This is a genomic window from Mycobacterium sp. TH-M106 (assembly GCF_057473765.1).
This window is the reverse complement of record NZ_JBYCLE010000440.1, coordinates 1-24,355: the sequence shown is the minus strand read 5'-3', so window position 1 is coordinate 24,355 and position 24,355 is coordinate 1. Positions and strand designations below refer to the sequence as shown.

Annotated in this window: 30 protein-coding genes and 1 pseudogene; 9 read left to right on the top strand and 22 right to left on the bottom strand. The window is 66.9% G+C overall.

What is annotated here, in order from left to right:
- Positions 1-329: 329 nt before the first annotated feature.
- Entirely contained in the window at positions 330-1,730 is a 1,401-nt protein-coding gene (locus tag AC2VOP_RS15700; protein WP_486961847.1) for an IS1380 family transposase, read from the bottom strand.
- A gap of 200 nt (positions 1,731-1,930) precedes the next feature.
- Here AC2VOP_RS15700 and AC2VOP_RS15695 point away from each other — a divergent pair, with 200 nt between their 5' ends.
- Positions 1,931-2,269 (top strand): type II toxin-antitoxin system RelE/ParE family toxin, encoded by a 339-nt coding sequence (locus AC2VOP_RS15695; protein WP_486961846.1) that lies wholly within the window; start codon positions 1,931-1,933, stop codon positions 2,267-2,269.
- Complete coding sequence (locus tag AC2VOP_RS15690) at positions 2,266-2,595, top strand: helix-turn-helix domain-containing protein (protein WP_486961845.1); 330 nt, start codon at positions 2,266-2,268, stop codon at positions 2,593-2,595. The genes AC2VOP_RS15695 and AC2VOP_RS15690 overlap by 4 nt, the downstream gene beginning before the upstream one ends.
- Positions 2,596-2,846: 251 nt before the next feature.
- Here AC2VOP_RS15690 and AC2VOP_RS15685 read toward each other — a convergent pair whose 3' ends face one another.
- The 6 genes from AC2VOP_RS15685 to AC2VOP_RS15660 form a co-directional block, all read right to left on the bottom strand.
- Positions 2,847-3,065, bottom strand: a complete 219-nt coding sequence (locus AC2VOP_RS15685) for a hypothetical protein (RefSeq protein WP_486961844.1) — start codon at positions 3,063-3,065, stop codon at positions 2,847-2,849.
- A 124-nt stretch (positions 3,066-3,189) separates the two neighbouring features.
- On the bottom strand, positions 3,190-3,357 hold the full coding sequence (locus AC2VOP_RS15680) for a hypothetical protein (protein WP_486961843.1): 168 nt from the start codon (positions 3,355-3,357) through the stop codon (positions 3,190-3,192).
- Positions 3,358-3,368: 11 nt separating this feature from the next.
- Complete coding sequence (locus AC2VOP_RS15675) at positions 3,369-3,518, bottom strand: hypothetical protein (RefSeq protein ID WP_486961842.1); 150 nt, start codon at positions 3,516-3,518, stop codon at positions 3,369-3,371.
- 125 nt (positions 3,519-3,643) lie between these two features.
- Positions 3,644-4,810 (bottom strand): FAD-binding domain, encoded by a 1,167-nt coding sequence (locus AC2VOP_RS15670; protein ID WP_486961841.1) that lies wholly within the window; start codon positions 4,808-4,810, stop codon positions 3,644-3,646.
- A gap of 8 nt (positions 4,811-4,818) precedes the next feature.
- Positions 4,819-5,172 (bottom strand): SpoIIAA family protein, encoded by a 354-nt coding sequence (locus AC2VOP_RS15665; RefSeq protein WP_486961840.1) that lies wholly within the window; start codon positions 5,170-5,172, stop codon positions 4,819-4,821.
- A gap of 8 nt (positions 5,173-5,180) precedes the next feature.
- The gene (locus AC2VOP_RS15660) at positions 5,181-5,510 is read right to left on the bottom strand and encodes a hypothetical protein (protein WP_486961839.1); all 330 of its coding nucleotides are present in this window, start codon (positions 5,508-5,510) and stop codon (positions 5,181-5,183) included.
- A 61-nt stretch (positions 5,511-5,571) separates the two neighbouring features.
- Between AC2VOP_RS15660 and AC2VOP_RS15655 the strand changes: the two genes are divergently transcribed.
- Positions 5,572-5,979 (top strand): MerR family transcriptional regulator, encoded by a 408-nt coding sequence (locus AC2VOP_RS15655; RefSeq protein WP_486961838.1) that lies wholly within the window; start codon positions 5,572-5,574, stop codon positions 5,977-5,979.
- Between the two features lie 604 nt (positions 5,980-6,583).
- Here AC2VOP_RS15655 and AC2VOP_RS15650 read toward each other — a convergent pair.
- From AC2VOP_RS15650 to AC2VOP_RS15640, 3 genes are all read right to left on the bottom strand, one after another.
- Complete coding sequence (locus AC2VOP_RS15650) at positions 6,584-6,952, bottom strand: cupin domain-containing protein (RefSeq protein WP_486961837.1); 369 nt, start codon at positions 6,950-6,952, stop codon at positions 6,584-6,586.
- Positions 6,949-8,142 carry a hypothetical protein gene (locus tag AC2VOP_RS15645; protein WP_486961836.1) on the bottom strand — a complete coding sequence of 398 codons (1,194 nt, stop codon included), beginning with the start codon at positions 8,140-8,142 and terminating at the stop codon, positions 6,949-6,951. The genes AC2VOP_RS15650 and AC2VOP_RS15645 overlap by 4 nt, the downstream gene beginning before the upstream one ends.
- A gap of 128 nt (positions 8,143-8,270) precedes the next feature.
- Entirely contained in the window at positions 8,271-8,519 is a 249-nt protein-coding gene (locus tag AC2VOP_RS15640) for a helix-turn-helix domain-containing protein (RefSeq protein WP_486961835.1), read from the bottom strand.
- Positions 8,520-8,661: 142 nt separating this feature from the next.
- Here AC2VOP_RS15640 and AC2VOP_RS15635 point away from each other — a divergent pair, with 142 nt between their 5' ends.
- From AC2VOP_RS15635 to AC2VOP_RS15625, 3 genes are all read left to right on the top strand, one after another.
- Complete coding sequence (locus tag AC2VOP_RS15635) at positions 8,662-8,994, top strand: SCO3933 family regulatory protein (protein WP_486961834.1); 333 nt, start codon at positions 8,662-8,664, stop codon at positions 8,992-8,994.
- 67 nt (positions 8,995-9,061) lie between these two features.
- A complete protein-coding gene (locus AC2VOP_RS15630; protein WP_486961833.1) occupies positions 9,062-10,579 on the top strand; it encodes an FtsK/SpoIIIE domain-containing protein in 1,518 nt (505 codons plus the stop codon).
- Positions 10,482-11,933, top strand: a complete 1,452-nt coding sequence (locus AC2VOP_RS15625; RefSeq protein WP_486961832.1) for a replication initiator — start codon at positions 10,482-10,484, stop codon at positions 11,931-11,933. The genes AC2VOP_RS15630 and AC2VOP_RS15625 overlap by 98 nt, the downstream gene beginning before the upstream one ends.
- A gap of 378 nt (positions 11,934-12,311) precedes the next feature.
- On the opposite strand, the gene AC2VOP_RS15620 is transcribed toward AC2VOP_RS15625, so the two are convergent.
- From AC2VOP_RS15620 to AC2VOP_RS15610, 3 genes are read right to left on the bottom strand one after another with little or no spacing between them, the layout of a single operon-like run.
- Complete coding sequence (locus tag AC2VOP_RS15620; protein ID WP_486961831.1) at positions 12,312-13,748, bottom strand: recombinase family protein; 1,437 nt, start codon at positions 13,746-13,748, stop codon at positions 12,312-12,314.
- A gap of 25 nt (positions 13,749-13,773) precedes the next feature.
- Positions 13,774-13,920: a hypothetical protein gene (locus tag AC2VOP_RS15615; protein WP_486961830.1), complete on the bottom strand. Its 147-nt coding sequence runs from the start codon at positions 13,918-13,920 to the stop codon at positions 13,774-13,776.
- A gap of 12 nt (positions 13,921-13,932) precedes the next feature.
- On the bottom strand, positions 13,933-14,088 hold the full coding sequence (locus AC2VOP_RS15610; protein ID WP_486961829.1) for a DUF222 domain-containing protein: 156 nt from the start codon (positions 14,086-14,088) through the stop codon (positions 13,933-13,935).
- 116 nt (positions 14,089-14,204) lie between these two features.
- Here AC2VOP_RS15610 and AC2VOP_RS15605 point away from each other — a divergent pair, with 116 nt between their 5' ends.
- Positions 14,205-14,441: a hypothetical protein gene (locus AC2VOP_RS15605; RefSeq protein WP_486961828.1), complete on the top strand. Its 237-nt coding sequence runs from the start codon at positions 14,205-14,207 to the stop codon at positions 14,439-14,441.
- A 313-nt stretch (positions 14,442-14,754) separates the two neighbouring features.
- On the opposite strand, the pseudogene lgt reads toward AC2VOP_RS15605, so the two are convergent.
- The 6 genes and pseudogenes from lgt to AC2VOP_RS15575 all read right to left on the bottom strand — a co-directional run.
- Positions 14,755-16,038 (bottom strand): annotated as a pseudogene (gene lgt, locus AC2VOP_RS15600) (prolipoprotein diacylglyceryl transferase); the annotation flags it as partial.
- 5 nt (positions 16,039-16,043) lie between these two features.
- The gene (gene trpA, locus AC2VOP_RS15595; RefSeq protein ID WP_486961848.1) at positions 16,044-16,862 is read right to left on the bottom strand and encodes a tryptophan synthase subunit alpha; all 819 of its coding nucleotides are present in this window, start codon (positions 16,860-16,862) and stop codon (positions 16,044-16,046) included.
- Positions 16,862-18,127, bottom strand: a complete 1,266-nt coding sequence (trpB, locus tag AC2VOP_RS15590) for a tryptophan synthase subunit beta (protein WP_486961827.1) — start codon at positions 18,125-18,127, stop codon at positions 16,862-16,864. The genes trpA and trpB overlap by 1 nt, the downstream gene beginning before the upstream one ends.
- Before the next feature lie 30 nt (positions 18,128-18,157).
- On the bottom strand, positions 18,158-18,976 hold the full coding sequence (gene trpC / locus AC2VOP_RS15585) for an indole-3-glycerol phosphate synthase TrpC (protein ID WP_486961826.1): 819 nt from the start codon (positions 18,974-18,976) through the stop codon (positions 18,158-18,160).
- A 120-nt stretch (positions 18,977-19,096) separates the two neighbouring features.
- Entirely contained in the window at positions 19,097-19,717 is a 621-nt protein-coding gene (locus AC2VOP_RS15580) for a TIGR02234 family membrane protein (RefSeq protein WP_486961825.1), read from the bottom strand.
- Positions 19,718-19,829: 112 nt separating this feature from the next.
- Entirely contained in the window at positions 19,830-21,362 is a 1,533-nt protein-coding gene (locus tag AC2VOP_RS15575) for an anthranilate synthase component I (protein ID WP_486961824.1), read from the bottom strand.
- 50 nt (positions 21,363-21,412) lie between these two features.
- On the opposite strand from AC2VOP_RS15575, the gene AC2VOP_RS15570 reads away from it, so the two are divergent.
- Entirely contained in the window at positions 21,413-21,874 is a 462-nt protein-coding gene (locus AC2VOP_RS15570; protein WP_486961823.1) for a peroxiredoxin, read from the top strand.
- Between the two features lie 79 nt (positions 21,875-21,953).
- Positions 21,954-22,877 (top strand): acyl-ACP desaturase, encoded by a 924-nt coding sequence (locus AC2VOP_RS15565; protein WP_486961822.1) that lies wholly within the window; start codon positions 21,954-21,956, stop codon positions 22,875-22,877.
- Between the two features lie 48 nt (positions 22,878-22,925).
- Here AC2VOP_RS15565 and AC2VOP_RS15560 read toward each other — a convergent pair whose 3' ends face one another.
- From AC2VOP_RS15560 to hisF, 3 genes are all read right to left on the bottom strand, one after another.
- The gene (locus AC2VOP_RS15560; RefSeq protein ID WP_486961821.1) at positions 22,926-23,273 is read right to left on the bottom strand and encodes a hypothetical protein; all 348 of its coding nucleotides are present in this window, start codon (positions 23,271-23,273) and stop codon (positions 22,926-22,928) included.
- A 79-nt stretch (positions 23,274-23,352) separates the two neighbouring features.
- Positions 23,353-23,730 carry a phosphoribosyl-AMP cyclohydrolase gene (gene hisI / locus AC2VOP_RS15555; RefSeq protein ID WP_486961820.1) on the bottom strand — a complete coding sequence of 126 codons (378 nt, stop codon included), beginning with the start codon at positions 23,728-23,730 and terminating at the stop codon, positions 23,353-23,355.
- Positions 23,727-24,355 (bottom strand): imidazole glycerol phosphate synthase subunit HisF (gene hisF / locus AC2VOP_RS15550; RefSeq protein ID WP_486961819.1); only part of this gene is annotated, 629 nt, incomplete at its 5' end. The genes hisF and hisI, both read right to left, overlap by 4 nt.

The following is a 24,355-nucleotide window of genomic DNA, read 5'->3' as shown; positions in this document are numbered from 1 at the left end:
GCAGCGGGCGCGGCAGCGCTGGGAACGAGCCTGCGTGTACCTGCGTGAGATTTTCACCGTTAAGCTGTCGGCATCGTTACCACCGGTCGGGAGATCTATATAACGGGTCGTGGGTTCCGCTGGTCGGGTGTTACGCCGGTGGCGATTACTAGCCTCAAAATTTCACGGTAGCCCGAGTTCTCCCGTGACGGCCGTTGAGGCCGCGAGTTGGTTCGAATTTTCGGGTTGTGGGTGAGCGGCGGCGCCGCGTGTCGTGCGGTGCCGCCGGTCCTTGGCCCGGGTGCGGTTACTCCTTCCTGGGGGTCGAACGGACATGCCAGGCATGTGGGTCAGCAGATGGCGCGGACCCGGTTGAGTGCGTCAGCGAATTCTTGTGCCCAGGGCCAGGTTTCGGGAACTCGCAGGATCAGGTAGCGGGATCGTTTGATCAGACGGACCGCGGCGTGTAGCAGCCGATAGCGCAGGGTCACTGGTTCGGCTTTGGCCAGCACACCGTCCAGGAGAAGCAGCCGCATCCAGCACAGCAGGTCGATGGCCACCGCGACAGCGGTGACCCAGGCGGTGTTGATCGCAAAGGAGTGCGAGGGCCAGCGGGCCAGGCCGGTGTCTTTGCCACAGCGGATGAACCCCTCCACCCGGGCGTGCACCCGGTGGCGGGCTTCGAGGCGCTGTGACTGTCCACCTGCGGTTGCGGTTGCGATGACTTGGTAGCGGTAGCCGTTGAGCTGCTCGAACAGTGACAGTTGGGTGCCGTGTTCGATTTTTTCTCGTCGCGCCAGGATGCGCATGCCGGCTGGCCAGCCATCGAGTCGGTCACCGCCGGCGCTGTGGCGCAGCAGTCCGGTCAGCTCGGCGACCTGGGCGTCGTCACGGGCTCGCCCGGTGGCATCCAGTGCGGCCTCCCACCCGGTCTCGGGCATCTGCCCGATCGCAATCCGGACGCGCTCGTCGAGGTCGAATCCGACTGAGTAGCCCACCGACCAGCCCGCACGACTGTTGAGCTTCTCCACGTGTTCGACGACGGCGTGGCTTGAGCCGGCTCCGTCGATGGTGATTAACAGGTTGTGTCGCCACTTGGGCGGGATCGCGGCGATCGCGGCGTCGATGATCGCGATGTGATCGGCTGCGGTGTTCGACCCGGCATTGCCCGGTCGGCAGATCACCGCCAGCAGTTCACCGGTGTTGTCGCACCACGCCAGTAGCGGATGAAAGCCAAATCCGCCTTTGAAATTTCCTGCGGCGCACTGCTTGTCGCTGTGCGATTCGATCAGCGAGGCGTCGATGCGGATCACGATCACCGCGCCCAGATCCCCGTAGCAGGTCCGTGATGCCGGTATCGCGCCATGGCGGGCCTCAATCGCCGCCCACACCCGCTCGCGGACCTTGTTGCGTGTCAGTGTGACCGCGGAGATGCCCTGCTGGTCGATCTCGCCCAGGGACCGCCACATCGTCGGCACCGACGCCACAGCCCCGAACAGCCGGCGCTGATCGCGCAGCACCGCGGTACCGGCCAGGTTCTGCGCGCCGCCGGCGATCGACACCGCCACATCGCGTAACACCGCGCCCCGGTCGTGGGTCACCTCCGGGCGCGATAGCACCGCCGACAAACCGCTGGTCAAACCCATACCGTCGGCCAACATCCGGGGTATCGCGTTCCCGGCATGTCCGACCACATCATCGCCGGCGACCTCGATTCGCACATTCTTCGACCAACTCGTAGTAGCCTGCATCTGACAGGTGCACTCCCATCTCGGATAATGGAGCCTCGAACACTCCGATTATCCTTGTGGCAGTGCACCTTTCGCGTTAGCGACACCCATCAACACCGAACTACGTGAAAAATCCAGGTGTACAGGCTGGAGCGGACCGTGTCAGTCCGCTGCGCTGTTGCGTATAACCTGTAAGTTATATTAACCTAGTGTCTTGGGAAGTGATTCTGCTTGAGGAGGTGGATAACTGGTACTGCACGCTCGACGCAGAGACGACGGGTGCAGTCTCGGGTGCGATCGACCTGCTGGAGCAGGAAGGTCCGACTTTGGGCAGACCGACGGTCGACAGGGTCAGTGGTTCGAAGTTTCACAACATGAAGGAACTCCGGCCCGCTGGCACGAGCATCCGAATCCTGTTCATCTTCGATCCGAACAGGCAGGCGATCCTGTTGCTGGGCGGTGACAAACAGGGCAACTGGAATGACTGGTACGACGAGAACATTCCGGTCGCCGAGGAGCGTTACGAACACTGGTTGGCGAGTGAAACGGGAGGTGGATGAACATGGCTCGTACGTGGCGTGAAGTCCGCGCTGATGCTGTTGCGCAGGGTCGGCTCGACCCGCAGGTTGCCGATAACGCGCGCAAGCAGATGCTGGAGGCTGTTCGTGCCCACCGTCTCGCCGAGATCAGAAGGGTGCACGGGCACGCCCGGCAAAGTGACGTCGCTGCCGCGATGGGGGTGTCGCAGGCTCGGATCTCCAAGCTGGAAGGCGGCGATCTATCGCACACCGAACTGGGGACGCTCCAGTCGTATGTTGCGGCGCTCGGAGGAAACCTTCGGGTGGTCGCCGACTTCGGCGAGAGCACCGTCGAACTAACCGGCTAGCCTTCCGGACGCCCCCCAGCAACTCCGGTCAGCGGCAGAGCCACCACGGCTTTCCCAAAAGGGTTGACCGCTTGGCCGTCCGGTGATCCGACATAGCAAGGGAAAATGCCAAAGTCGTGGCGGTGCTTGATATCCAAGGCAGTGTTGACCCACGCCGTGCAGGATCGATCCCAGCCGTGAGAGGGCTCATCGATCAGGAAGATCTTCAACGTGCCGAAGCGGTCCCCAAAGCGGTTGGTAGTCGATGATCACTAGGAACTCATCGTCGTCTTGCGCGGTGCTGAACTGGGCCAACGGGCAGCACGCCCGCTGGCGGCGAACCGATTCCCGTGCCTGCGCGGCGGCCGCCGGCCGGTATCGGAATCGCATCTGGTGGCGACCGTCGCCGAGGTGGCCGACACCACCGCGTCGACCATCCGCACTCCGAACAGATCGGCCTGCTGCCCAACCTGGGGCAAGTGGGCGGCCACCGCCGCTATGACGAAGAGGACGTGCACAATCGGCGAGCGCGTTGGACATCAGGTCGATTCGTCATGCGTGCCAGCTCGGCGCCGATGCGGTAATGCGCCCCGGGTAGTCGACGAAGGCCATCATTCACTGCGCGATGGCGGGGCGGTTGGTCTCGTTTCCGGCCACGGCCAGCGTGACCACGAACATGCCGAACTCCGCCTCCGACAGGTGCTGGCCGTCGGCGTGTGCCCGCATCAGCGCGGTGACGATGTCATCCCCGGGGTTGTCGGCTTGGGGGACGCCCAAGTGCATTGCCTAGCGCGTCAACCGCCCACAGAGCCAAGCGCGCCGTTGTCAGCGAATTCCGGTTCGCCGCCGCCGGCCATGTTGTTGGCCCGGTCGAAGAACTTGTCGTGGTGCTCCGGCGGAACGCCCGGCAGGCCGATGCCCTGCAGCGGTAGCTCGCAGTCCACCTAGCCGCGGCGGTTTCGGTCACGATTCGCCGCGCGCGATGAGAGAACTCGGCCACCGTCGCCGAAGCCACCCGCGCCGTGCACTGTTCGCCCCGGTGCGGAAGGCCCGCGGCCCGGCCCGCCGGCTAGATGCCGTAATCGGGCAGGTCGAAGTCGTCGATTACGGTGCTGGCGAAAAGCCTTGCCATCGGACCGAAGTTCATGGTGCGCATCGCCACGATGCGGAACCAAAGGCCGAGGCGGGTCTTTGTCGCAAAGAACGGAATGTTTTTCTCCGCACCGGATTGCTTGGACTTGATGAAAGGACGCAGGCGCGCCTCGTAGGCATCGAAGGCGCGACGGTGGTCGCCGCCGGCCCGCTCCAATTCTCCGGCCACCACGTAGGCCTCGGTCATCGCCAGACCGGTGCCTTCGCCGCCCAGCAGCGAAATGCACGCGGCCGCATCGCCGATCAGCAGCGTCCGGCCGCGCGACCAGCCATCCATGCGGATCTGGCTGACGACGTCGAAGTACAGGTCTTCGACGTCGTCGAGGGTCGCCAGGATTTCCCGGGCTTCCCAGCCGACGCCACGGAACTCGTTGCGCAGCTCGTCCTTTGGTGCTGCGGTGGTGCCCTCGCGCGGCGCACGGAAAATGAACAGAAACATGGTGCGGTCGTGGCGCAGTGCGCAACGTGCCAGTTGGTGGCCGGGAGTGGCGTACATGACGTAGACCAACTCGTCGCGGGGCCGGTAGCCGTCCACCACGCAGGCCGCGACCTTGCAACCGAGGTAGTGGTCGTAATCCTGCTCCGGCCCGAAGGCGAGCCGGCGCACGTTGGAGTGCAGCCCGTCGGCGCCGATCACCAGATCGAAATCGCGCGGCGCGCCCTTCTCGAAGGCGAGCCGGACGCCGTCGCGGTGCTCATCGAGGGCGGCGATGCTGTCACCGAAGATCGTCTCGACCTTGTCCTCGATGGTGCGGTAGATGGCGGCGGCCAGGTCGCCGCGGGGCAGGCTGGTGACGTCGTCGCCCACCATGCGGCTGAAGATCCTGGCGTCGACGTCGGCCAGGACCTCGCCCCGGGGGCCGACGGAGTGCAGCCGCTGGATCTCGTATCCGGCGGCGCGGACCTGCTCTTCGATGCCCATGCGCTTGGCCACCTGGTAGCCGACGCCCCAGAAGTCGATCATGTAGCCACCGGTGCGAAAGCCCGCGGCCTGCTCGATCAACGTCGGCGTGTGGCCGGTGCGATACAGCCAGTGGGCGAGCGCAGCCCCGGCCACGCCCGCACCGCTGATCGCTATTCTCATGGTGACCTCTACGCTCGCACCCACTCCCAGGCGGTGTCTAGCCGTTCACGGTCGAAAGTGCGCAATTCGCCGCTCATCAGCCACGCGGCAGCGACGTTGACGCACCATTGTTCCCAGCGTGGTGCGCCGACCACGGCCACCTTAGCAAAGTCGTTGCGGCGCTTGACGTCGAACACGGTGTTGACCCATGCCGCGCGCAGCGTCCACCCGTCGAAGGGCTCGTCGATGAGGAACAGCACCTTCGCGTTGGCGAAGCGGTCGAGCAATGCCCGGACCGCGGGTTCAAGCACGTCGCGGTAATCGCCCACGGTCAGCTTGTTCGTCGCGCGCACCCCCAGCACGTCGCCGTCGCTTTCGCGCATGATCTCGATCATCCGTGGCCCCCCGCTGGGATATACGGCGCGAACAGGGCGTCGGCGTCGGCGCCCAAAGCGGTTGGGGCGTCGATTGTCACGACGAAGGCGTCGTCGCCTTCTTCGGTGTCGAAGTGGAGAAACGGGCAGCACCGCCGTTCGCGACGAACCAGTTCGCGCGCCCGCGCGGCGGCCGCCGGCCGGTAGCGCAGCCGGATTCGGCGACCGTCGCGCTGGTAGCCGTCCAGCGCCGTCGCGTTGAGTTGTTCGATCCACGCGATCCGGGCCGCGTGGTCGGAGGCGGTCAGCGCGCAGGCAACCGCCGCGGGGTCCTGATTTTTCGGCATGCCTATAGGATCAGACCTCAAGTGGGTTGAGGGTCAAGACCGCGCGTGGGACGATGAACGGATGGCTCTCAAAATCGGGCACCTCGCCGACGCGACCGGGACGACCGCGCCGACAATCCGCTACTACGAACACATCGGCCTTTTGCCCGACCCGCGGCGGGTCGGCGGCCAGCGCCGCTATGACGACGACGATGTGCGGCGGCTGACGTTCATTCGGCGCTGCCGCGACCTCGATTTCTCGGTCGAGCAGGTTCGCGATCTGGTCGCACTCACGCACGACGCCGACCGTTCCTGCCTCGAGGCGCGTGATTTGGCGGAGCTCCACCTCGCCGCGGTGCGGGCGAAGCTCGCGGAACTACGGATGCTCGAAAGCCGCATCGCCGGATTGATCACGGCCTCGAACGCCGACTGCGGTGGCGAACCCGCCACGGAATGCCTGGTGTTGGAATGGCTTTGCCGCCCCTGCTAGCCTCCTCGCTTACGTCGCCTCGCTTGGCGTTTCGGAGTTCCTTGGCTGGCGGCAGTGGCAAGACCATCGGGTCCGCTTCCGCGTGCGCCTGTGCGCCTCGGGGCGTTTGCGTTTGAGCAGCGCACCGCCCTCGTCTCCCTCGTCTTCATGTGGGCTCTTCGATGAGCCTTTTGAGATAGCGCAACTCGGTGCGGGTGCTCGCGATCCTTCTCGATATAAGTGAAGAAAGTTCTCACACCGCAGGTCACGGGTGGTTTTTGGCCGGTGGCTGGCTTGGCTGACGGCGCACTGCCGGTGGTCATGTCGGGAGCGCCCATCCTGTGGCGGTCGGTGAAGTGGTCTTGTTCGGCGTCATCGTGGACACGGCTGTTGTCGGCGGTCATCGCTGTTGGCGGCGGACGGAGGGCGGGCGCAGCGACCGGCGCGGACGGGAGTGCCAGCGCACGGAAGCAGAGGGAGCGCAGCGCCCGCCCGCAGGTAGCCGCCCAGGGCGGTGCTTGAGCGGTGTGCGGTTCGTGTACGGGATCGAGGATCCGAGCTAGTTCGGGGTTCGACGGCGCGAAGCGGGTGGCGATGGCGATGGATCGCGGTGGGTGTTCGTCGGTCACCGGGGTTTATCGCCAGGAGATGGCTGCTGTGACGGCCACCGAACGGTGATGACGGTGGAGTCGTCCTCGGCCTGCCAACAGTGATCGGTGCCTTTGCCCCAGATGACATAGTCGCCTTGCCGTTGCAGGGTGACGCTGCGGTGGGGCAAGTCAAGCCGGAATCGGCCGGATACCAAGAGGAGCAGTGTGGTGCGTTGTTCGCCCTCGGTCCAGCCGTCGCGGCGTTGTCCGGCGGGGTGTACGCCCCATTTGACCTCGACGGCATCGGTGTTGCGGGTTTCGTCATCCATGAAGTGGCCGAGCAGCCAGCCGCGGTTGGTGTCGGCGTCGTCGTCGGCGTTGCCGATGTAGCAGGTGGTGTTCATTGGCCGTGCCCCGGTTCGATCGGTGGAAGGTTGACCCGTTGTCGGCTCGTTTGGGCGAGTCGTCGAATGCCTTGCAGGAACGCGAAGATACCCTCATCGCTCCAGCGTTCATCGTTGACGAGCGCGGAGATACCGGCGGTGTCGAGGCTTGTGTAGATACGGATGCCTTCGGCTTCCCAGCTGGTGATGAGGTGCCCGCCGAATGATGTCCACCACTGCTCGTCTTCGATGGCGATTAGACAGGCGAACTCGTAGTTGCCGCTGACGAGGTTGAGGCCGAAGCCGGTGCACTCGGTGCGCCAGGCGTCGGTACTGGCTCGCTCCACAAGCCAGCGCATCGGATGCGACAGTCGGGTGTGGTGCAGTGGGGCAAGGCGTTGGGCTGGCCCGCGGGCTGGCTGGAGTTCGTCGCGTCCGAGCAGCTCTTCTTCAAGCTCGCGCTCCAGCGTCACGCAGAGCTGTGCGTCGTCGCTGAAGTCGGACAGCGGTTGGTGAAATGCTTTGGGGATGACGGCGAGTCGGCCGGTTGCGTTGAGGACTTGCGTCGAGCGCTGTTGCACGATGATCGCGTAGTCCGGGCCGTGGCCGCGGGTGGGAGGTCGGGCGATGGCAAGCAGGGCCAGCGGCCCGCCAGCGCACAGCCGGTTGTGCAGGTTGATGGCTTGCTCGACCGATGGCAGGTGATGTTTGCGAAGAGGCAATTGCGACCACCGCACGTCGCCGTGTGCGCTGATGATGGCATCGACTAGCTCGTTTTCCAGCAAGTCGAATGTCAGCGCGTAATCGGCGAAGCGGGCTAGCCGTAGCCCTCCGCTGATGCTGTGATGGCTGATATCGATGCGGGTGAGGCTGTATAGCGGGGCATCGAAGATCCGGGTCTGCAAGTTGATCGACTCGGCGATGCGGCGCACGGCGGCTGAGGCGGCGGTTTCACCTGGGACGAGCATCGGCATTGCGGGATCGGATGTTGGGGTCAGCGAATCGTGACCGGCGCCCAGCGGGAGAGCCAACTCGGTCCATCCCGGTTTGGTGAGGATGCTTGTAGCGGCGATGGTTGTTCCGAACCGGCCGACATACAGGTGGTGTTGGCCGCTCGATGGCCGGTATATCGCGTGTATCGACGCTGCCACGGCGCTGCGCGCGATGTGTGCGCGCTGGGCCGCTTTCTGCCGGGCCGCGAGCGGGGTCATCCGTGCTAGCTCATCCAGGAGTTGGGCTCGGGCTGTCCCGGGCGGCTGTCCGGCGTGGAGATCAACCCAGTCGAGCAGGCCGTCCGTGGTGATGTCCGTGGCCACGGTCTCGGGTGGTGCGCCAATGCTTAACTGCGGCCGTAGACCATCAGTTCGAAACGGTTCTGTGCGGCGTCGTCGGACCGGCTCAACAGCCTGTCGAGCGCGGATTGCATCTCCGGCTCCGGAACGATCTCGGGTTGTCGGCTCCATTGCGCGACGGTCCGCGCGCCGACCCCCAGCCGCTCGGCAAACGCCTCACCTGACATCCGCAAGGCGTGCTTGAGCGCGGTGGCGTGCCTGCCTGTCCACCTCACGATGACGACTGGATGGTCCATCGCGTCCGATTATGCCGGTGCTGACCTGCAGTCGATGTGCACTGCGGCTGCACTGTGAGGCCATGGCCGGTGCGCACCGACCCTACTTGAGTTGACGGTGTGGCCGATCAGCGGCCACCTGTCAAGAAAGGAGGGAGTCGGCATGCGACTCCTTATCGACACCCGCCACAAGCAGTTCACCGTGACCAAAGCGCCCGAGCCTCGGGTTACCCACGACACCGGAGTGCCGCGCACCGATCGGCAGACCGGCGAACCGTTGTTCTCCGTGCAACTACTCGTACTCGATGACACCGGCGGCGAGGTCATCGCGGTGACCGTCGCCGGTCAGCCGGCGGTGACGGTCGGTGCACCCGTGGCGGTCACCGACCTTATCGCGATCCCGTGGCAGCAGGGCGACCGCAGCGGCGTGGCATTTCGCGCGGCGTCCATCACGTCCACGGGCTCTGCGGCAACCAAACCCGCCAGCAACAGCTAACACCGACGAGCGCCGGGACCGGATACCGACGTGCCCGGTCCCGGTGCCAGAAAGGAGCCGAAAAACCATGTCTGCGAACAACAACGGCAAGAAAGCACCCGACGCCGACGGCGATTGGTTCGGTGACCTGCTGGTCGGGGTGGTGGAGCTGACCGGCAAGGGGCTGTGGCGCTTCGCGTTAGGTTGGCCCGACACCGCCACGCTTTGTGCTGTATTTGCCTTCACCGCCATCTTGGGTGGGCTGCGCGCCGCGTGGTTGCTGACCGCGGTGTGCGCGGCGCTGGTGTGGGCCTGGCGGCTGGGCTGGCCCGACTCCTACCAGCAACTCATCGCAGGCCCAGTCGCCAACTATCGGCGCGCTCATCTGGTGTATCGGCGCCGCTGGCGCACCATCTGCGAACGCCACGGTCTGACGATCGTCCCGCGGGGCAAGCCCGATGCCGATCCGCTGGTGGCGCCGCTGGTCTCGGTGCTCATCGGTGCGGCGCACGACACGCTGGTGGTGCGGCTGCTGGCGGGCCAATCGGCCAAAACGTGGCAAAACGAGGTGGACGGGCTGGCCGCCGCGTTCGGCGCCCACACTGTGACCGTCGAACCCGGCCGGATCGAGGCGGGGCGGGGCCGCGACATCGTGCTCCGCGTTCGTCACCACGACGCTCTGGCCGCCCCGATCCCACTGGCCCGGCCCGAACCGGCCAGCCCGGTGGTGCGCCTGGCCAATGTGCCGGTCGGTGTCACCGAACACGGCCAGGCGTGGTGGTTGCCGGTGGCCGGGCGCCACATGCTCATCGGCGGGGCCACCGGCGCCGGGAAAGGCTCGGTGCTGTGGTCACTGGTGGCCGGACTGGCGCCGGGCATCAAGGCCGGGCTGATCGCGGTGCGCTGTCTGGACCCCAAAGGCGGCATGGAATTCGCTGCCGGCGCACCACTGTTCGACCGATTCGCCTACGATCCCGACTCCATCCTGGCCGTGCTGCGCGAGACCACGACGACCATGCTGGAGCGCGCCCAACGACTGCGCGGCACCACGCGCTGCCATCGACCCACCCACGCCGAACCCCATATCGTGTTGCTGGTCGACGAGCTGGCCACCCTGACCGCCTACGCCGAGCGCAAACAACGCGCCGAAGTCGACCAACTCCTCGGGTTGTGGCTGGCCCAAGGCCGCGCGGTCGGCGTCAGCGTCATTGCCGCCGTGCAAGACCCCTCCAAAGACGTGGTGGCGCTGCGCCAACTGTTCCCGGTGCGCGTCGGGCTGCGGATGACCGAGGCCACCCAAACCGCGATGATCCTGTCCACCGCGGCCCATCAACAAGGCGCGCGCTGCGAAGACATTCCCGACACCACGCCCGGCGTCGGTTATGTGCTCAGCGAAGGCAACACCGCCATAGCGCGGGTGCGGGCGTTTCATGTCACCGACACCGACATCGCCTGGCCGGCAGCCAATTTCGCCCCACAGCCCATCGCGCTGACAAAGGCCGGTAAAGATGCTGGCGCCCGTCCCGACCTCGCTGCCCGACTGGCTCGCGCCGGGCTCGGCGGCCATCGAGCAGGCGATCCGCCGCGCCGCCTCACCGGGCTATGAGTCGTGGTGGCAGCGCTGCGCCTCGGTGGGGTTTTGCGCCAACCCGATCCAGGCCAGCGCGTTTGATCCCGACCAGAACCGGCGGGTGGCGGTGTTGATCCGCTGCGGCAACCGCCGCGCGGCGATCTGCCCGTCGTGCTCAGACCTCTACGCCGCCGACACCTGGCAGCTGATCCACGCCGGCGCCCAGGGCGGGCATCATGGCATGCCCGAGGACACCGCCGAGCGTCCGCAAGTGTTCGCCACGCTGACCGCGCCCAGCTTCGGGGCGGTGCACACCAGCAGCAGCCGGCCCGGACAAGCGGGCACGGTGTGCCACCGGCCCGGCAACCATAAAGCGCAGTGCCGGAACGGAATCCCGCTGTGGTGCAGCGCTATTCATCGCGGCGATGACCCGCAGGTCGGGCAGCCGCTCTGCCCGGAATGTTATGACTACACCGGCCATGTGTTGTTCAACTGGCACGCCCCCGAACTCTGGCGGCGCTTCACCATCGGACTGCGCCGCGCCGTGACAGCCCACCTGCGCCGCATCGGAGCAGACCCCGGCACGCTGCGGGTGTCGTTTGTCAAAGTCGCCGAGTACCAGCGCCGCGCCGTCATCCAGTACCACATCTTGATCCGGCTCGACCCCACCGACGACGACAGCGCCACCGGCCCATCGCAGCTTGGGGTGTCGACAATCGAGCTGGCCGCGCTGGTGCGCCAGGCCGCCAGCAAGGTCCGGCTTCCCGTGGTTCTGGATGGCCCCGCTGGCCCGTCCTCGGAGTCCGAGGGTCGTATTCTGCGGTTCGGCGAGCAGATCGACACCCAGCCGCTGACCGCTGCCGACGAAACCGGGAAACCGGGATTGGCGCGGCGGGTCGCGGCGTATCTGGCGAAATACACCACCAAGTCGGTGGCCGAGTTCGGTATCGCCGCGCGGCGCATCAGCACCGCCGCCATCGCCGAGTTGGACATCGCGGCCCATACCCGCCGCATCCTGTCGACCCTGGCCAAGCTGGCGGCACTGCCGGGTCACGCCGCGATGGCCGGCTGGCTGCACACCCTGGGCTATCGCGGGCACATCACCACCAAATCGCGGCGCTACTCGATCACCATGACCGCGCTGCGCGCCGCGCGGCACCACTGGCGCATCCACCACACCGATCAACCCGAAGGTGCCGGACCACAATGTGATTCGCGCAAACAGCAACAAGACGACACCAGCGCCGCAAGCGGACTGGGCGACTGGCGCATCCAGGGCGCTGGGCACGCCAACGACGGCGAACGGCTGCTCGTGCACACCGCCGCCCACCAAGCCCGACAGCATCGCTACCTGGCCCGCCTGGAAACACCCGCCGGGGCCAGCCCATGACCGCCACCGCATCAAAGCGGCCAGTCGTCACGACAAACGTTGACGCACAGGACCTAACGCCCACACCCGACAATGGCGAGTGCCCATCGGCTCGCGACGAGTTCACGGCCTGGCTGACCGCGTCGTGTTCACGCCAAGCCTTACCCGTCACCGTCACCGACCCCACCACCCTGGCCGCCGTCGCCACGCTGCTGCGCCAAGGAGCGCCAAAGAGTTTGTAAGACATCCTTTCCGCTGGCGACAACAGCGCTTCTGGTGCCGGTGCTGGCGAGCTGTCAAGGGTCGAACGTGTTCGACCGCATGCGGCTTGGCCTTGACAGCTCCCCAGCACCGACACACACTTGACGGTCGCCAGGAAACATCGGCACCGCCGAAACCCTAGATGCGCCAACAGGGTTGGACCCGGCTGATGTCCAGGCTGCGGGCACCAGGGGTGCCGGGCGCGATCACGGCGTGATCCAAGACTGATTTGATGATGGCCCGCTGACGGCCCAAGCCGAGGTCGGGCCACCCTTGGCGCAATGCCCCGCCGGTGCCGACCAACTCATAGACCTCACTGGTGTCAGTGGCCTCGGCGATGTGACGCCGCGCCCCGGTGATGCGGGCGGTGATCGGGTCACGGGCCGCGATCCACTCCCGCGCGCTGACCGCGCCGGCCGCATACAAACCGGCCAGCTCATCCAGACGCACCTGATCGGCCTCCACCGCGGCAGCCAGGGCGGCCACATCGTTATTGGGGTTGGACTTGCCGGACAATGCCTTGGCCAGATGGCGCGAATCCAATCGGGTCAACACCGCATCGGTCAACAACGCCTCGACCGGCTCGGCCACCACCGTCAACCGGCCGCACCCGCCATGATCCGGGCCTTTCAGGCATACATAGCGGCGCACCCGATGATCCGGATTGGCATGGCGGGCTTGGGAGAACAGCCGGTTGCCGCAGCGCCCACAGCGCAGCATGCCGGAGAGCAAATAGGTCCGGGCTGCCCGCGTATTGGTCACCGAACGGGCCGCGACGCGCGCCAAAACCCGATCCCGCTCAGCCGGTGTGATGATCGCCGGCCACTTCGCCGGGCCGATCACCTCCCCGCGATGCTCGCGCAACCCCGCGATCCGACCCGAGCACAGGATTTGACGCACCGCCGAGGTCTGCCACGACTTGGCCACCGCCGGGGAAATACCGCACTCATTGAGCCACACCGTCAACGACAACAACGACTGCCCGGCCAAATACCGGTCCACCATCTCGCGTACCACCGCCGCCTCCGACTCCCGAAGAGTGATCTTGTCGGCCTCATACCCGAACGGGCGCACCGACCCATGCGGCAACCCCTGCTCGGCGTTTTGCAACATCTTCCGCCGAATCCGGGCCGACTTGCGGCCCGACTCTTTGGCCGCGAACGCGGCGAAAATGCGCGCCATAAACAACCCGTCGTCGTTGCCCAAGTCGATGTCGGCGGTCACCGTGGCCACCTGTGAGACTCCCGCGCCTTCGCACAGGGCGACGAACTCCTCCAACTCGGCCGGTCGGCGATGCAGCCGATCCAGGTTGTAGACGATCACCGCATCCCGCGCGCCCGAGCCCAGGTCGGCCAGCATCCGGGCGTACTGTCGGCGAGGCTTACCCGAGAACGCTGACACGTCGTTATCGACGTATTCGGCCCCGACCGGCCAGCCCCGATCGGCGGCCAGCTTGCGGCAATCCTCCAACTGCCGTTGCACCCCAAGGGATTCGCCCTCCACATCCGCCGAGATTCGGGCGTAGATCGCCGCGGATTGCACCGCCCGCTTGACAGGGGTTTTCGTCTTCATCATGGGGGTAGTTTAACAAAATGTAAGTTTAGTCGCGTGGGTCGGCCCGCCAGCGCAGCGCAACGGCTTCGGCCTTGGCCAAGATCTTGTCGATGTGGCCGGCGAGCCGACCCTGGGTCATCGACGGCCAGCGCGGCGCTTTGACGGCCAGTTGCCCGTCGACGGCGGCCAACACGTCGCGCGGTGATCACTCGCTGCGATACACCATCGTGTGAAACGCCCGATAGTCGATCTCGCCGGCCGCAAAGACCTCGCCCACCTTCGGTAGGTGCTCACGCATCGCCCGGGCATAGCGCAGCCGACTGCCCGCCAAGGCTTGGCTGGAAGCGTCAGCGCAGCGCACGAACGGGTCAGCGTCTCCGGCGCCGCCGTCCCGGTTCCCGATCCCGACCGGCGGTCGCCGTCATGTTCTCCACCGTCTACATAGTCTGAGCGCTCTTTCTGTTCCGCTCCGCGCGGGTGCCAAGCGCAAACCGAATGTTCCTCGATTTCAACCTCACCGCGAACGCCGCCCACATCACCGTCATGCTGTTCATGGCGGTGACCATGCCCGACGAGCGCCAGCACACCGCCGGCGTGCTCGCACTCGGCGTGCTCTCCACCGTCCCGCTGGCCGCGTACTGGGCGCCGATCCGGCGCGGCCCGTCAGTGCGGCCCGACGATCCGCGCCAGCTCGGCACCTACTGCCCGGCGTAAGTCCGCGTCGGTCATCTCCTCGATGCCTACCCCGGAACGCAACAAATGCTCGAACAGCCGCCAGCCCACTGGGAAAACGAGAGCGTTGCCGACGGCCAGGCGCGCGCTGAACTCGCTGTCATGTCGTGGCCGCTATGATTCCCGGAGTGCCCCAGCCCGAGAACCAGCATGAGGTACACCAGCAGCCTGGCGCGATGCGGCATCTGCGTTTCGACCCGTCTCATGAGGATGGTCCACACGCGATCGCCGACGACCGCACAGCACGAGGAATCAAACTCTCCCTCGGTGGGCACCCTCGGTTTTACTCCGCTTAGGGCGTTTCCGCGTCGGCAGCTACCTGCTCCTCGGCCTCAGATTCTTTGGTTTCGTCCGATTCCGCGCCTTCGACATCCGCCGCATCGGCCCCCGCGGTGGTCTGCGTCGGCGGTTCCAGCTGGACTTCGTCGCACACTTCGGCCTCGGGCACTGTCTCCTCGGGCACTGCCGGTTCAGGCACTGCCGGTTCAGGCACTGTCTCTTCGGGCACTGTCTCCTCGGGCACTGCCGGTTCAGGCACGGCTTCAGCCTCGTCCACCGGCTCAGCCGGGGCCTCAGTCTCGTCCTGCGTCTCGACCAGCGTCTCGCCCACGTCATCGTCGGACGCGGCCAGCGCCGCCTCGGCACCGGATGCCGCGCCGACGGCCTCCTCCTCCGGCGGGGGCGCCGTCGGCTCGGCTTGTTGCCAGGTTCGGGCCAGCGTCGCCGGATCTTCGCGTCCCCTCGGCGCCAGGATGAGGTACACCACCGCACCGATGAAGACAAACGTCGACGTGAACGAGTTGATCCGAATCCCGGCGATGTGCGTGGCGGTGTCGTCACGCAACAGCTCGATGTAGAAACGACCGACGCAGTAACTGGCCACATAGAGCGCGAACAGCCGGCCGTGGCCCATTCTGAACCGGCGGTCTGCCCAGATCACCACCACGAACACCAAAAGGTTCCAGAGTAATTCGTAGGCGAACGTCGGTTGGACGACCTTGTACAGCTCACCCGTCGACACGCCGTCGAGCAGATGCGGATCCCGCACGCCCGCGGCGTCCTGTCGCCAGAAGATTTCCAATCCCCAGGGCAATGTGGTCTCACGCCCGTAGAGCTCCTGATTGAAGTAATTGCCGATCCGACCGATGGCCTGCGCCAACACGATCCCGGGAGCGACCGCATCCCCAAAGGCCGGCAGCGGAATACGGTGCCGCCGGCAACCGATCCAGGCACCCACACTGCCAAGCGCGACCGCGCCCCAGATCCCCAAACCGCCATCCCAGATCCGCAGCGTCGCCTGCAGACCGATACCGCCGTTGCCGAAGTAGGTCCGCCAATCAGTCATCAGGTGATAGAGCCGACCGCCGACCAGCCCGAAAGGCACAGCCCACAGCGCGATGTCGTAGATCACGCCTCGCTCGCCACCACGAGCGTGCCAGCGCCGGTCACCGATCAGCAGCGCCACCACGATACCGACGATGATGCACAGGGCGTAGGCACGGATCGGCACCGGGCCGAGGTACCACACGCCGCGGGACGGGCTGGGAAAATACCTGTAATGCTGCAGCAGATTCGTCAGAAAGCTCATGGGCATACCTGCGAGTTCCTTTGTCGTACACCGTCGGAAAGCTGCTCGGTTAGCGCACGCAGCGCGGGAAGGCCGTCGGCGAGGGCGGTAACAAGCGCTGAGCCGACGATGACACCGTCGGCGTAGCCAGCGATCTCAGCAGCCTGGCCGCGAGATCGCACGCCCAGCCCCACTCCGACGGGGATGCCGGAGACCGCCCTCACCCTGCGCACCAGTTCGGGTGCCGCCTGCGACACCGCATCGCGCGCGCCGGTGACCCCCATCGTCGACGCGGCATAGACAAACCCCCGCGAGGCCTCGACGGTGGTCGCGAGTCGCTCGGGCGTCGACGACGGCGCCACCAGGAAAATCCGATCCAGATCGTGCTGATCGGAAGCGCCGAACCACTCTTGAGCCTCGTCGACGATCAGGTCGGGGGTGATGATGCCGCTGCCGCCGGCCGCTGTCAGATCACGGGCGAACGCGTCAACGCCGTAGTGCAGCACCGGGTTCCAGTAGGTCATCACTACCGCCCGCCCACCGGCGCGGCTAATCGCCTCAACCGCGGCCAAGGTGTCACGGACCCGCACCCCGCCGCGCAGCGCGGCCTCGGTGGCCTTGGCGATGGTCGGTCCGTCCATCCCGGGATCGGAATAGGGAATGCCGACTTCGATCAGGTCGCACCCGGCTTGCACCAGTGCGGCCATCGCGGCGATCGAGCTTTCGACGTCCGGATACCCGGTGGGCAGATACCCGATCAGCGCCGCCCGATTGTCTCGCCGGCAAGCGTCGAACAGCGGTGCCAGCCTGCCGGTCCGGTCCTGCGAGGAAGCCATCACTTGAGCAGGCCGAACCACTTGGCAGCGGCCTCGACGTCTTTGTCACCGCGCCCGGACAAATTGACCACGATGATCGCGCCGAGTCCCAGTTCCGCACCCAGCCCGAGTGCTCCGGCGATTGCGTGTGCGGATTCGATGGCCGGGATGATCCCCTCGGTCCGGCTCAGCAGGGCGAACGCCTCCATGGCCGCTGCGTCGGTGACGGGGCGGTACTCGGCTCGCCCGGTCTCCCGCAGCCAAGCGTGCTCGGGACCTACCCCGGGGTAGTCCAGTCCGGCCGAGATCGAATGGGACTCAATGGTTTGGCCGTCGTCGTCCTGCAACAGGTACGACAGCGACCCGTGGAATGTGCCGGGCGATCCTCCAGCGAATGCCGCAGCGTGCCGGCCGGTTTCGACGCCGTCACCGGCCGCCTCGAAGCCGATCAGGCGGACCCCGGGATCGTCGAGGAAAGCGTGGAAGATCCCGATGGCGTTGGATCCGCCGCCGACACAGGCCACCACCGCGTCGGGCAGCCGGCCCGTCACGTGCCGGATCTGCGCACGGGTCTCCAATCCGATGACCCGCTGGAAGTCCCGCACCATGGTCGGAAACGGGTGTGGGCCGGCTGCCGTGCCGAAACAGTAGTAGGTGTCCTCGGCGTTGGTGACCCAGTCGCGAAACGCCTCGTTGATGGCGTCCTTCAAGGTCTTCGACCCGGCCTCGACGGACACCACCTCGGCCCCCAGCAGGCGCATGCGGGCCACGTTCAGCGCCTGTCGCCGGGTGTCCACGGCGCCCATGTAGACGACGCACTGCAGGCCGAGCAGCGCACAGGCGGTCGCGGTGGCAACTCCGTGCTGTCCCGCCCCGGTTTCGGCGATCACCCGAGTCTTGCCCATGTGCCGGGCCAGCAGCGCCTGCCCGAGCGCATTGTTGATTTTGTGGGATCCGGTGTGATTCAGGTCTTCTCGCTTGAGGAAGATCCGGGCGCCGGCATGCTCGGACAGTCGGGCGGCTTCGTAGAGCGGCGACGGGCGACCGTTGTAGTCGGCCTGCAACCTGTCGAGCGTGTCGAGGAACTCTCGATCGTTGCGAGCCTTGTCGTAGGCCGACGTCACCTCTTCGATCACCGACATCAGTGCTTCTGCGACGAACCGGCCGCCGTACACACCGAAGTGGCCTCCCGCATCCGGGTCGTGGCTGCTCGGTTCGGCGACGCCCGCACTGGCGCGGGGAAGGCCTGGAAGGCTGAGAAGGCGGGGGTTGGGCGAATCTGCCATCGGCGCAGTGCTCACGGGGGTCATCGACAGCTAGCGAGCAGGCTTGGGACACGACGGGTGCCTGCCCGCGCTGACGAGGTCGGCGACCGCCGCGCGTGGGTCACCGCTGGTGACCAGACCCTCACCGACCAGAACCGCATCCGCGCCGGCGCCGGCATACGCCAGCAGATCGGCGGTGCCCCGCACCCCGGATTCGGCGATCTTGACCACGTCGGTGGGCAGCCCCGGCGCGATTCGCCCGAAGCAGTCCCGGTCCATCGTCAGCGTGGTGAGATCGCGGGCATTGACCCCGATCACCTTCGCTCCCGCGGCGAGCGCCCGGTCGGCCTCGTCCTCGGTGTGCACCTCCACCAGGGCGGTCATCCCCAGCGATTCGGTGCGGTCCAGCATCGACACCAGCGCCGGCTGCTCCAGCGCCGCGACGATCAACAGCAACATGTCCGCCCCGTGCGCACGCGCTTCATGGATTTGGTACGGCGATACCACGAAGTCTTTGCGCAGCACCGGGACTGACACGGCAGCCTTGACCGCATCCAAATCGTCCAGCGTGCCCTTGAACCGCCGCTCCTCGGTCAGCACGCTGACGATCCGTGCCCCGCCGTCCTGGTAGGCACAGGCAAGCCGGGCCGGGTCGGTGATGGCGGCCAGCTGGCCGGCCGACGGGCTGGCGCGTTTGACCTCGGCGATGACAGCGATACCGGGTTCGCGCAAAGCGGTCAGCACATCCAGCGGCGGCGGCATCGCGGCCGCGGCGGCTTTGACTTCGGACAGGCTGATGGCGGCCTCGCGGGCGGCGACGTCCGCGCAGACTCCTTCGATAATGGAGTCAAGCACGGTCGCCGAGTTCATGCCTGCTGCTGTCCTTTCCCACTGTTGTGACAGTTGCCAGGGTCGCCACGGTTGCGAACAGATCACGACGCTTCCCCGGAAACGTCCATCGAAGGGTAACGACCGCCAGCACACCCGATGTCACCGACCCTCGGCGTCTGATCCCGGGGCGTCAGCGGTCGGGTCGCAACCCTCGTCAAGGGCATCCCAGATCATCTGCTCCGAGATGTCATGTGCCTCCTGGATGGTGTCGCGCCGCACCGCCGATCGGCGTAGCGAAGGCGCGGCGTATTTGGTGGTGCTGACATCGTGCACAGCACCGGCCGCGGACCGCATCAGCAACACAGCGCCGGCCAGGATGCCCAATGCTGCCGCCAGGGTGGCCACCGCGCCGCCGTAACGGCGTTCGCCGGCCAGCAGCGAGACCACCGGAACGTCTGCGATGGCCGCTGCCCGTACTGCCACGTCGACGACCACCCACATGCTGATCGCGAGATATCCGGCGGCCAAACTGGCCACCGCCATCAACACCGCCACCACACGCAGCGCCCAGCCGCGCACCGCGACCGCGGCGATCGCCGCGGCCAGCGACAACCCCGCCAACGGCAGCAGCGCTGTGGACCAGGACGCACCGGCGACGGTGACCTGCCTGGGCTGTCCCAGCCCGTCGAAGGACCGGATGACCACCCACGGCAGCCGTGATGCGGCCCAGAGGGCGACCGCGGCAGCCACCAGCAGCAGCTGGGCCGACCGGAGCGCCATCCGGCCACTTGAACCACCTGGACCACCCGGGCCACCCGGGCCACCCGGGTCACCCGGACCATCCCGACCACCTGTACCACCTGTACCACCCGGGCCGCTCGGGTCGCCCGAATCAGCCATCGCGGCTCGATCCGGGACGGCTCAGCGTCTCCGCCGCGGCGATCGCGGCCAACACCGCCCGGGCCTTGTTCATCGCCTCGGTGTACTCGTAGGCACCGTTGGAATCGGCGACCACCCCGCCACCGGCCTGCACGTAGGCGGTGCCGTCGCGCATCAGGGCGGTGCGGATGGCGATCGCGAAATCAGCGTTGCCGGCGAAATCGAGGTAGCCGACCACTCCGCCGTAGAGTCCGCGCCGCGTCTTCTCCACCTCCTCGATCAACTCCATCGCTCGCACCTTGGGCGCCCCGGACAACGTGCCGGCCGGGAAACACGCGGTCATCGCGTCCAGTGCGGTGCGACCCTCGGTGAGCATCCCGGTCACCGTGGACACCAGGTGCATGACATGGCTGTACCGCTCGATGTGGCTGTAGTCCTCGACGCGCACAGTTCCCGGCACACACACCCGGCCCAGGTCGTTGCGGCCCAGGTCGACCAGCATCAGGTGCTCGGCGCACTCCTTGGCGTCGCAGAGCAACTCCTTCTCCAGCAGCTGGTCTTCCTCCTCGGTCTGACCGCGCCACCGGGTGCCGGCGATCGGGTGAGTGGTCGCCCAGCCGTCCTTGACCGTCACCAACGCCTCCGGGCTGGATCCGACGATCGAGAACGCCAACCGCCCGTCGTGGTCGGGCACCTGCAGCAGGTACATGTAGGGACTTGGGTTGGACACTCGCAGCATCCGGTACACATCGATCGGGTCGACGCGGGTGTCCATCTCGAAGCGCTGCGACGGCACCACCTGGAAGGCCTCGCCGGCCTCGATCTCGCCGACCAGCCGTTCGACGATCGCGCCGTACTCCGCCATGCTGCGCTGCGCGCGGTGCCGCGGCTCGGGTCTGCTGAATGTCGCCACGCTGGACGGCAACGGCTGGTCCAGCGCCGCGGTCATCACGTCCAGCCGCGCGACCGCGTCGTCGTAGGCCCGGTCTACCCGCTTGTCGGTGCCGTTCCAGTTGACCGCGTTGGCGATCAGCGTGATCGTGCCCTCGTGGTGGTCGACCGCTGCCACGTCGGTGGCCAGCAGCAGCAGCATCTCCGGCAGGCCCAGGTCGTCGACGGCCAGCTCGGGCAGCCGCTCCAACCGGCGCACTAGGTCGTAGGCGAAAAAACCCACCAGGCCGCTGGACAGCGGCGGCAACCCGTGCGGGGTACCGGTCGCCAGCAGCGCCAGCGTGGCCCGCAGCGCGGTCAGCGGGTCGCCACCGGACGGAGCGTCGCTCGGGGTGCTGCCCAGCCACACCGCTTCGCCGTCGCGCACCGTCAGCGCGGACGGTGCCCCGGCGCCGATGAACGACCAGCGCGACCACGACCGACCGTTCTCGGCCGACTCGAGCAGAAAGGTGCCGGGCCGCCCGGCGCCAAGTTTGCGGTAGGCCGACAGCGGTGTCTCGGCATCGGCCAGCACCTTACGGGTCACCGGAACCACGCGATGCTCGGCGGCCAGCGCCCGAAAGTCCGCCCGCGAGGTAGTGGGGTCGGCGTGCACGCGTCCATCCTCCCAGATGGTCCGGCGGCCTCCGGCGTAGCGTGGCGGGCATGAAAACCGGTGACACCGTTGCTGACTTCGAACTTTCCGACCAGACCGGAGCACCGCGCAAGCTGAGTGCCCTGCTCGCCGACGGGCCGGTGGTGCTGTTCTTCTACCCGGCCGCGATGACTCCCGGCTGCACCCGCGAGGCCTGCCACTTCCGTGATCTCGCCGACGAGTTCGCCACCGTCGGCGCGCAACGGGTCGGGATCAGCGTCGACCCGGTGACGAAGCAGGCTCAGTTCGCCGAACGGCAGAGCTTCGACTACCCGCTGCTGTCCGACACCGACGGTGCGGTGGCGGCCCAGTTCGGCGTGAAGCGCGGCCTCCTGGGCAGATTGGCGCCGGTCAAGCGGACGACATTCGTCATCGACACCGACCGCACCGTGCTCGGGGTGATCTCGGGTGAATTCGCTGTCAACGCCCACGCCGACAGGGCGCTGGACCTGTTGCGGGCACGGTCGTCGTAGCTCCCGCCCCTCCCTACCTACGGTAACGTAACCTACGGTATCGTAGGTTAGTCTGTCGACCGACTGGAAGGGGTGAACTGTGACGCAACCACACGCAGGGCTTCTGAACGATCTGGAGCCGGTTGTCGAGAAAAACCTGAACCGCCATCTCGAGGCGACTCGGCCATGGTTGCCCCACGACTACGTGCCGTGGAGTAGGGGCCGCGATTTCGCCTTCCTCGGCGGCGAAGACTGGGCTCCCGAGGACTCACCGTTAGACCCGGTGGCGAAGGCGGCGCTGGTTGTCAACCTCCTCACCGAGGACAACTTGCCGTCCTATCACCGCGAGATCGCCACCAGATTCGGCCGCGACGGCGCCTGGGGACGCTGGGTTGGGCAATGGACGGCCGAGGAAGCCCGGCACAGCATCGCCCTGCGCGACTACCTCGTCGTCACCCGGGGCGTGGACCCCACCAAGCTCGAGCAGCTGCGGATGCAGCACATGATCGCGGGTTATGACTCCGGCGACAAGACACCGCTGGCCGCACTGGCCTACGTCTCGTTCCAAGAGCTCGCGACGCGGGTGTCGCACCGCAATACCGGCCGGACTTGCGGCTGCCCGGTGGCCGACCAACTGCTGGCACGGATCTCGGTCGACGAGAATCTGCACATGGTGTTCTATCGCGATGTGATGGCAGCTGCCCTCGACATCACTCCCGACGCGGCCATGGCCGCCATCCGCGACGAGGTGCTCGGCTTCGCGATGCCCGGGTTGGGCATGCCCGATTTTCGCCAGAACGCAATTCTCATCGCCAAAGCCGGGATCTACGACCTACGTATCCACCACGACGACGTGCTGGAGCCGATACTGCGGTTCTGGCGTGTCTTCGATCGGAATGACTTCGGCCCGGAAGGAGAACGCGCCCGCGACGAGGCGGCACAGTTCCTCGGCGCCATCGATGAGCGGGCGAGATACTACGAAGACAAGGCGGCCACGCGCGACAGCCTTCCCGAGTATGCCTAGCCCTTGTCGAACCCTTGTCGAACCCTTGTAGCCCCACGATCTGCGCGTTCAGACCGCTCCGCCGCAGCTGCCCGGCGGCGCCAGCGACGACGGCACCAACTCGTCGCCGATGACGCAGTGCAACCCATACCAGGATCGCAGCTCGGGGTTCATCCCCGCCATATCCGTGATTGTCGAAAAAAAGACGTAACGCCAGTGCGAACCGTCGGCATAGGGCACGCCGTCGCAGTAGATGGCCGAGACCTGAAGGCCCTTCAAACCGCGGCCCCCGGCGCAGTAGCCGGTCTGGACGTTCGGCATGTGCGGGTCGGGCGGGGGCTTCGCGAGCGCGGGTGCCGCGGCGAGCATAGCCGTCAATGCTGCCGTTGCCGCGGTCGCGGCGACCGATCGTTTCATCTCCCTGTTCTTACCACCGCACCGGCCGATCCCGGGTGGGATTCGGCCGGCTCCACCGCCTACCACCGCCTGGGCCCCCTTATGCGCCGGATCTGGGCGGCCGTTGTTGTGGGGCCGGCGGCCCCAGGAGCATGTCGGCGTCGAAACAGCTGTGGTCGCCGGTGTGACACGCCCCGCCGACCTGGTCGACCTCGACCAGCACCGTGTCGCCGTCGCAGTCCAGCCGCACCGACTGGACGTACTGGGTGTGCCCAGAGGTCGCGCCCTTGACCCACTGCTGGCCGCGCGACCGCGAAAAGAACGTCGCCTCACGGGTTTCCAGGGTCCGCGCCAGCGCATCGTCGTCCATCCAGGCAACCATCAGCACATCGCCGCTGCCGTGTTCCTGCACGACCGCGGCGAACAGGCCGTCGGCGTTGCGCTTGAGCCGCGCGGCGATCGCCGGATCGAGTCTCATCGCACCACAATCCCTTCAGCCGCCATGGCGGCCTTGACCTGGCCGATGGTGAGCTCACCGTAGTGGAACACGCTGGCTGCCAGCACCGCGTCGGCGCCGGCGGCCACCGCAGGGGCGAAATGGTCCACCGCCCCGGCACCGCCGCTGGCGATCACCGGCACCGTCACCGCTGCGCGGACCGCACGCAGCATCGGCAGGTCGAAACCGGCCTTGGTGCCGTCGGCGTCCATCGAGTTCAGCAGGATCTCCCCCACGCCGAGTTCAGCGCCGCGGGCCGCCCAGCCGACCGCGTCGATGCCGGTGCCGCGGCGACCGCCGTGGGTGGTGACCTCCCAGCCCGACGGGGTGGGCGCCGATTCGGGGCCTACGGTGCGGGCGTCGACGGACAACACGATGCACTGCGAGCCGAACCGGCGCGACAACTCCGCCAACAGATCGGGACGCGCGACGGCCGCGGTGTTCACCGACACCTTGTCGGCACCGGCGCGCAGCAGCACGTCGACGTCGTCGACGGTGCGCACCCCGCCGCCCACCGTCAGCGGGATGAACACCTGCTCCGCGGTGCGGTGCACCACCTCCAGCATGGTGGCCCGCCCCGACGACGACGCGGTGACGTCGAGGAAGG

Coding starts and splice junctions, on each gene's coding strand:
- AC2VOP_RS15700 (WP_486961847.1), bottom strand. CDS start 1,730: ATGCAGGCTACTACGAGTTGGTCGAAGAATGTGCGAATCGAGGTCGCC.
- AC2VOP_RS15690 (WP_486961845.1), top strand. CDS start 2,266: ATGAACATGGCTCGTACGTGGCGTGAAGTCCGCGCTGATGCTGTTGCG.
- AC2VOP_RS15680 (WP_486961843.1), bottom strand. CDS start 3,357: ATGCACTTGGGCGTCCCCCAAGCCGACAACCCCGGGGATGACATCGTC.
- AC2VOP_RS15670 (WP_486961841.1), bottom strand. CDS start 4,810: ATGAGAATAGCGATCAGCGGTGCGGGCGTGGCCGGGGCTGCGCTCGCC.
- AC2VOP_RS15665 (WP_486961840.1), bottom strand. CDS start 5,172: ATGCGCGAAAGCGACGGCGACGTGCTGGGGGTGCGCGCGACGAACAAG.
- AC2VOP_RS15660 (WP_486961839.1), bottom strand. CDS start 5,510: ATGCCGAAAAATCAGGACCCCGCGGCGGTTGCCTGCGCGCTGACCGCC.
- AC2VOP_RS15655 (WP_486961838.1), top strand. CDS start 5,572: ATGGCTCTCAAAATCGGGCACCTCGCCGACGCGACCGGGACGACCGCG.
- AC2VOP_RS15650 (WP_486961837.1), bottom strand. CDS start 6,952: ATGAACACCACCTGCTACATCGGCAACGCCGACGACGACGCCGACACC.
- AC2VOP_RS15645 (WP_486961836.1), bottom strand. CDS start 8,142: ATGACCCCGCTCGCGGCCCGGCAGAAAGCGGCCCAGCGCGCACACATC.
- AC2VOP_RS15640 (WP_486961835.1), bottom strand. CDS start 8,519: ATGGACCATCCAGTCGTCATCGTGAGGTGGACAGGCAGGCACGCCACC.
- AC2VOP_RS15635 (WP_486961834.1), top strand. CDS start 8,662: ATGCGACTCCTTATCGACACCCGCCACAAGCAGTTCACCGTGACCAAA.
- AC2VOP_RS15630 (WP_486961833.1), top strand. CDS start 9,062: ATGTCTGCGAACAACAACGGCAAGAAAGCACCCGACGCCGACGGCGAT.
- AC2VOP_RS15625 (WP_486961832.1), top strand. CDS start 10,482: ATGCTGGCGCCCGTCCCGACCTCGCTGCCCGACTGGCTCGCGCCGGGC.
- AC2VOP_RS15620 (WP_486961831.1), bottom strand. CDS start 13,748: ATGATGAAGACGAAAACCCCTGTCAAGCGGGCGGTGCAATCCGCGGCG.
- trpA (WP_486961848.1), bottom strand. CDS start 16,862: ATGGCTTCCTCGCAGGACCGGACCGGCAGGCTGGCACCGCTGTTCGAC.
- trpB (WP_486961827.1), bottom strand. CDS start 18,127: ATGGCAGATTCGCCCAACCCCCGCCTTCTCAGCCTTCCAGGCCTTCCC.
- trpC (WP_486961826.1), bottom strand. CDS start 18,976: ATGAACTCGGCGACCGTGCTTGACTCCATTATCGAAGGAGTCTGCGCG.
- AC2VOP_RS15580 (WP_486961825.1), bottom strand. CDS start 19,717: ATGGCGCTCCGGTCGGCCCAGCTGCTGCTGGTGGCTGCCGCGGTCGCC.
- AC2VOP_RS15570 (WP_486961823.1), top strand. CDS start 21,413: ATGAAAACCGGTGACACCGTTGCTGACTTCGAACTTTCCGACCAGACC.
- AC2VOP_RS15560 (WP_486961821.1), bottom strand. CDS start 23,273: ATGAAACGATCGGTCGCCGCGACCGCGGCAACGGCAGCATTGACGGCT.
- hisI (WP_486961820.1), bottom strand. CDS start 23,730: ATGAGACTCGATCCGGCGATCGCCGCGCGGCTCAAGCGCAACGCCGAC.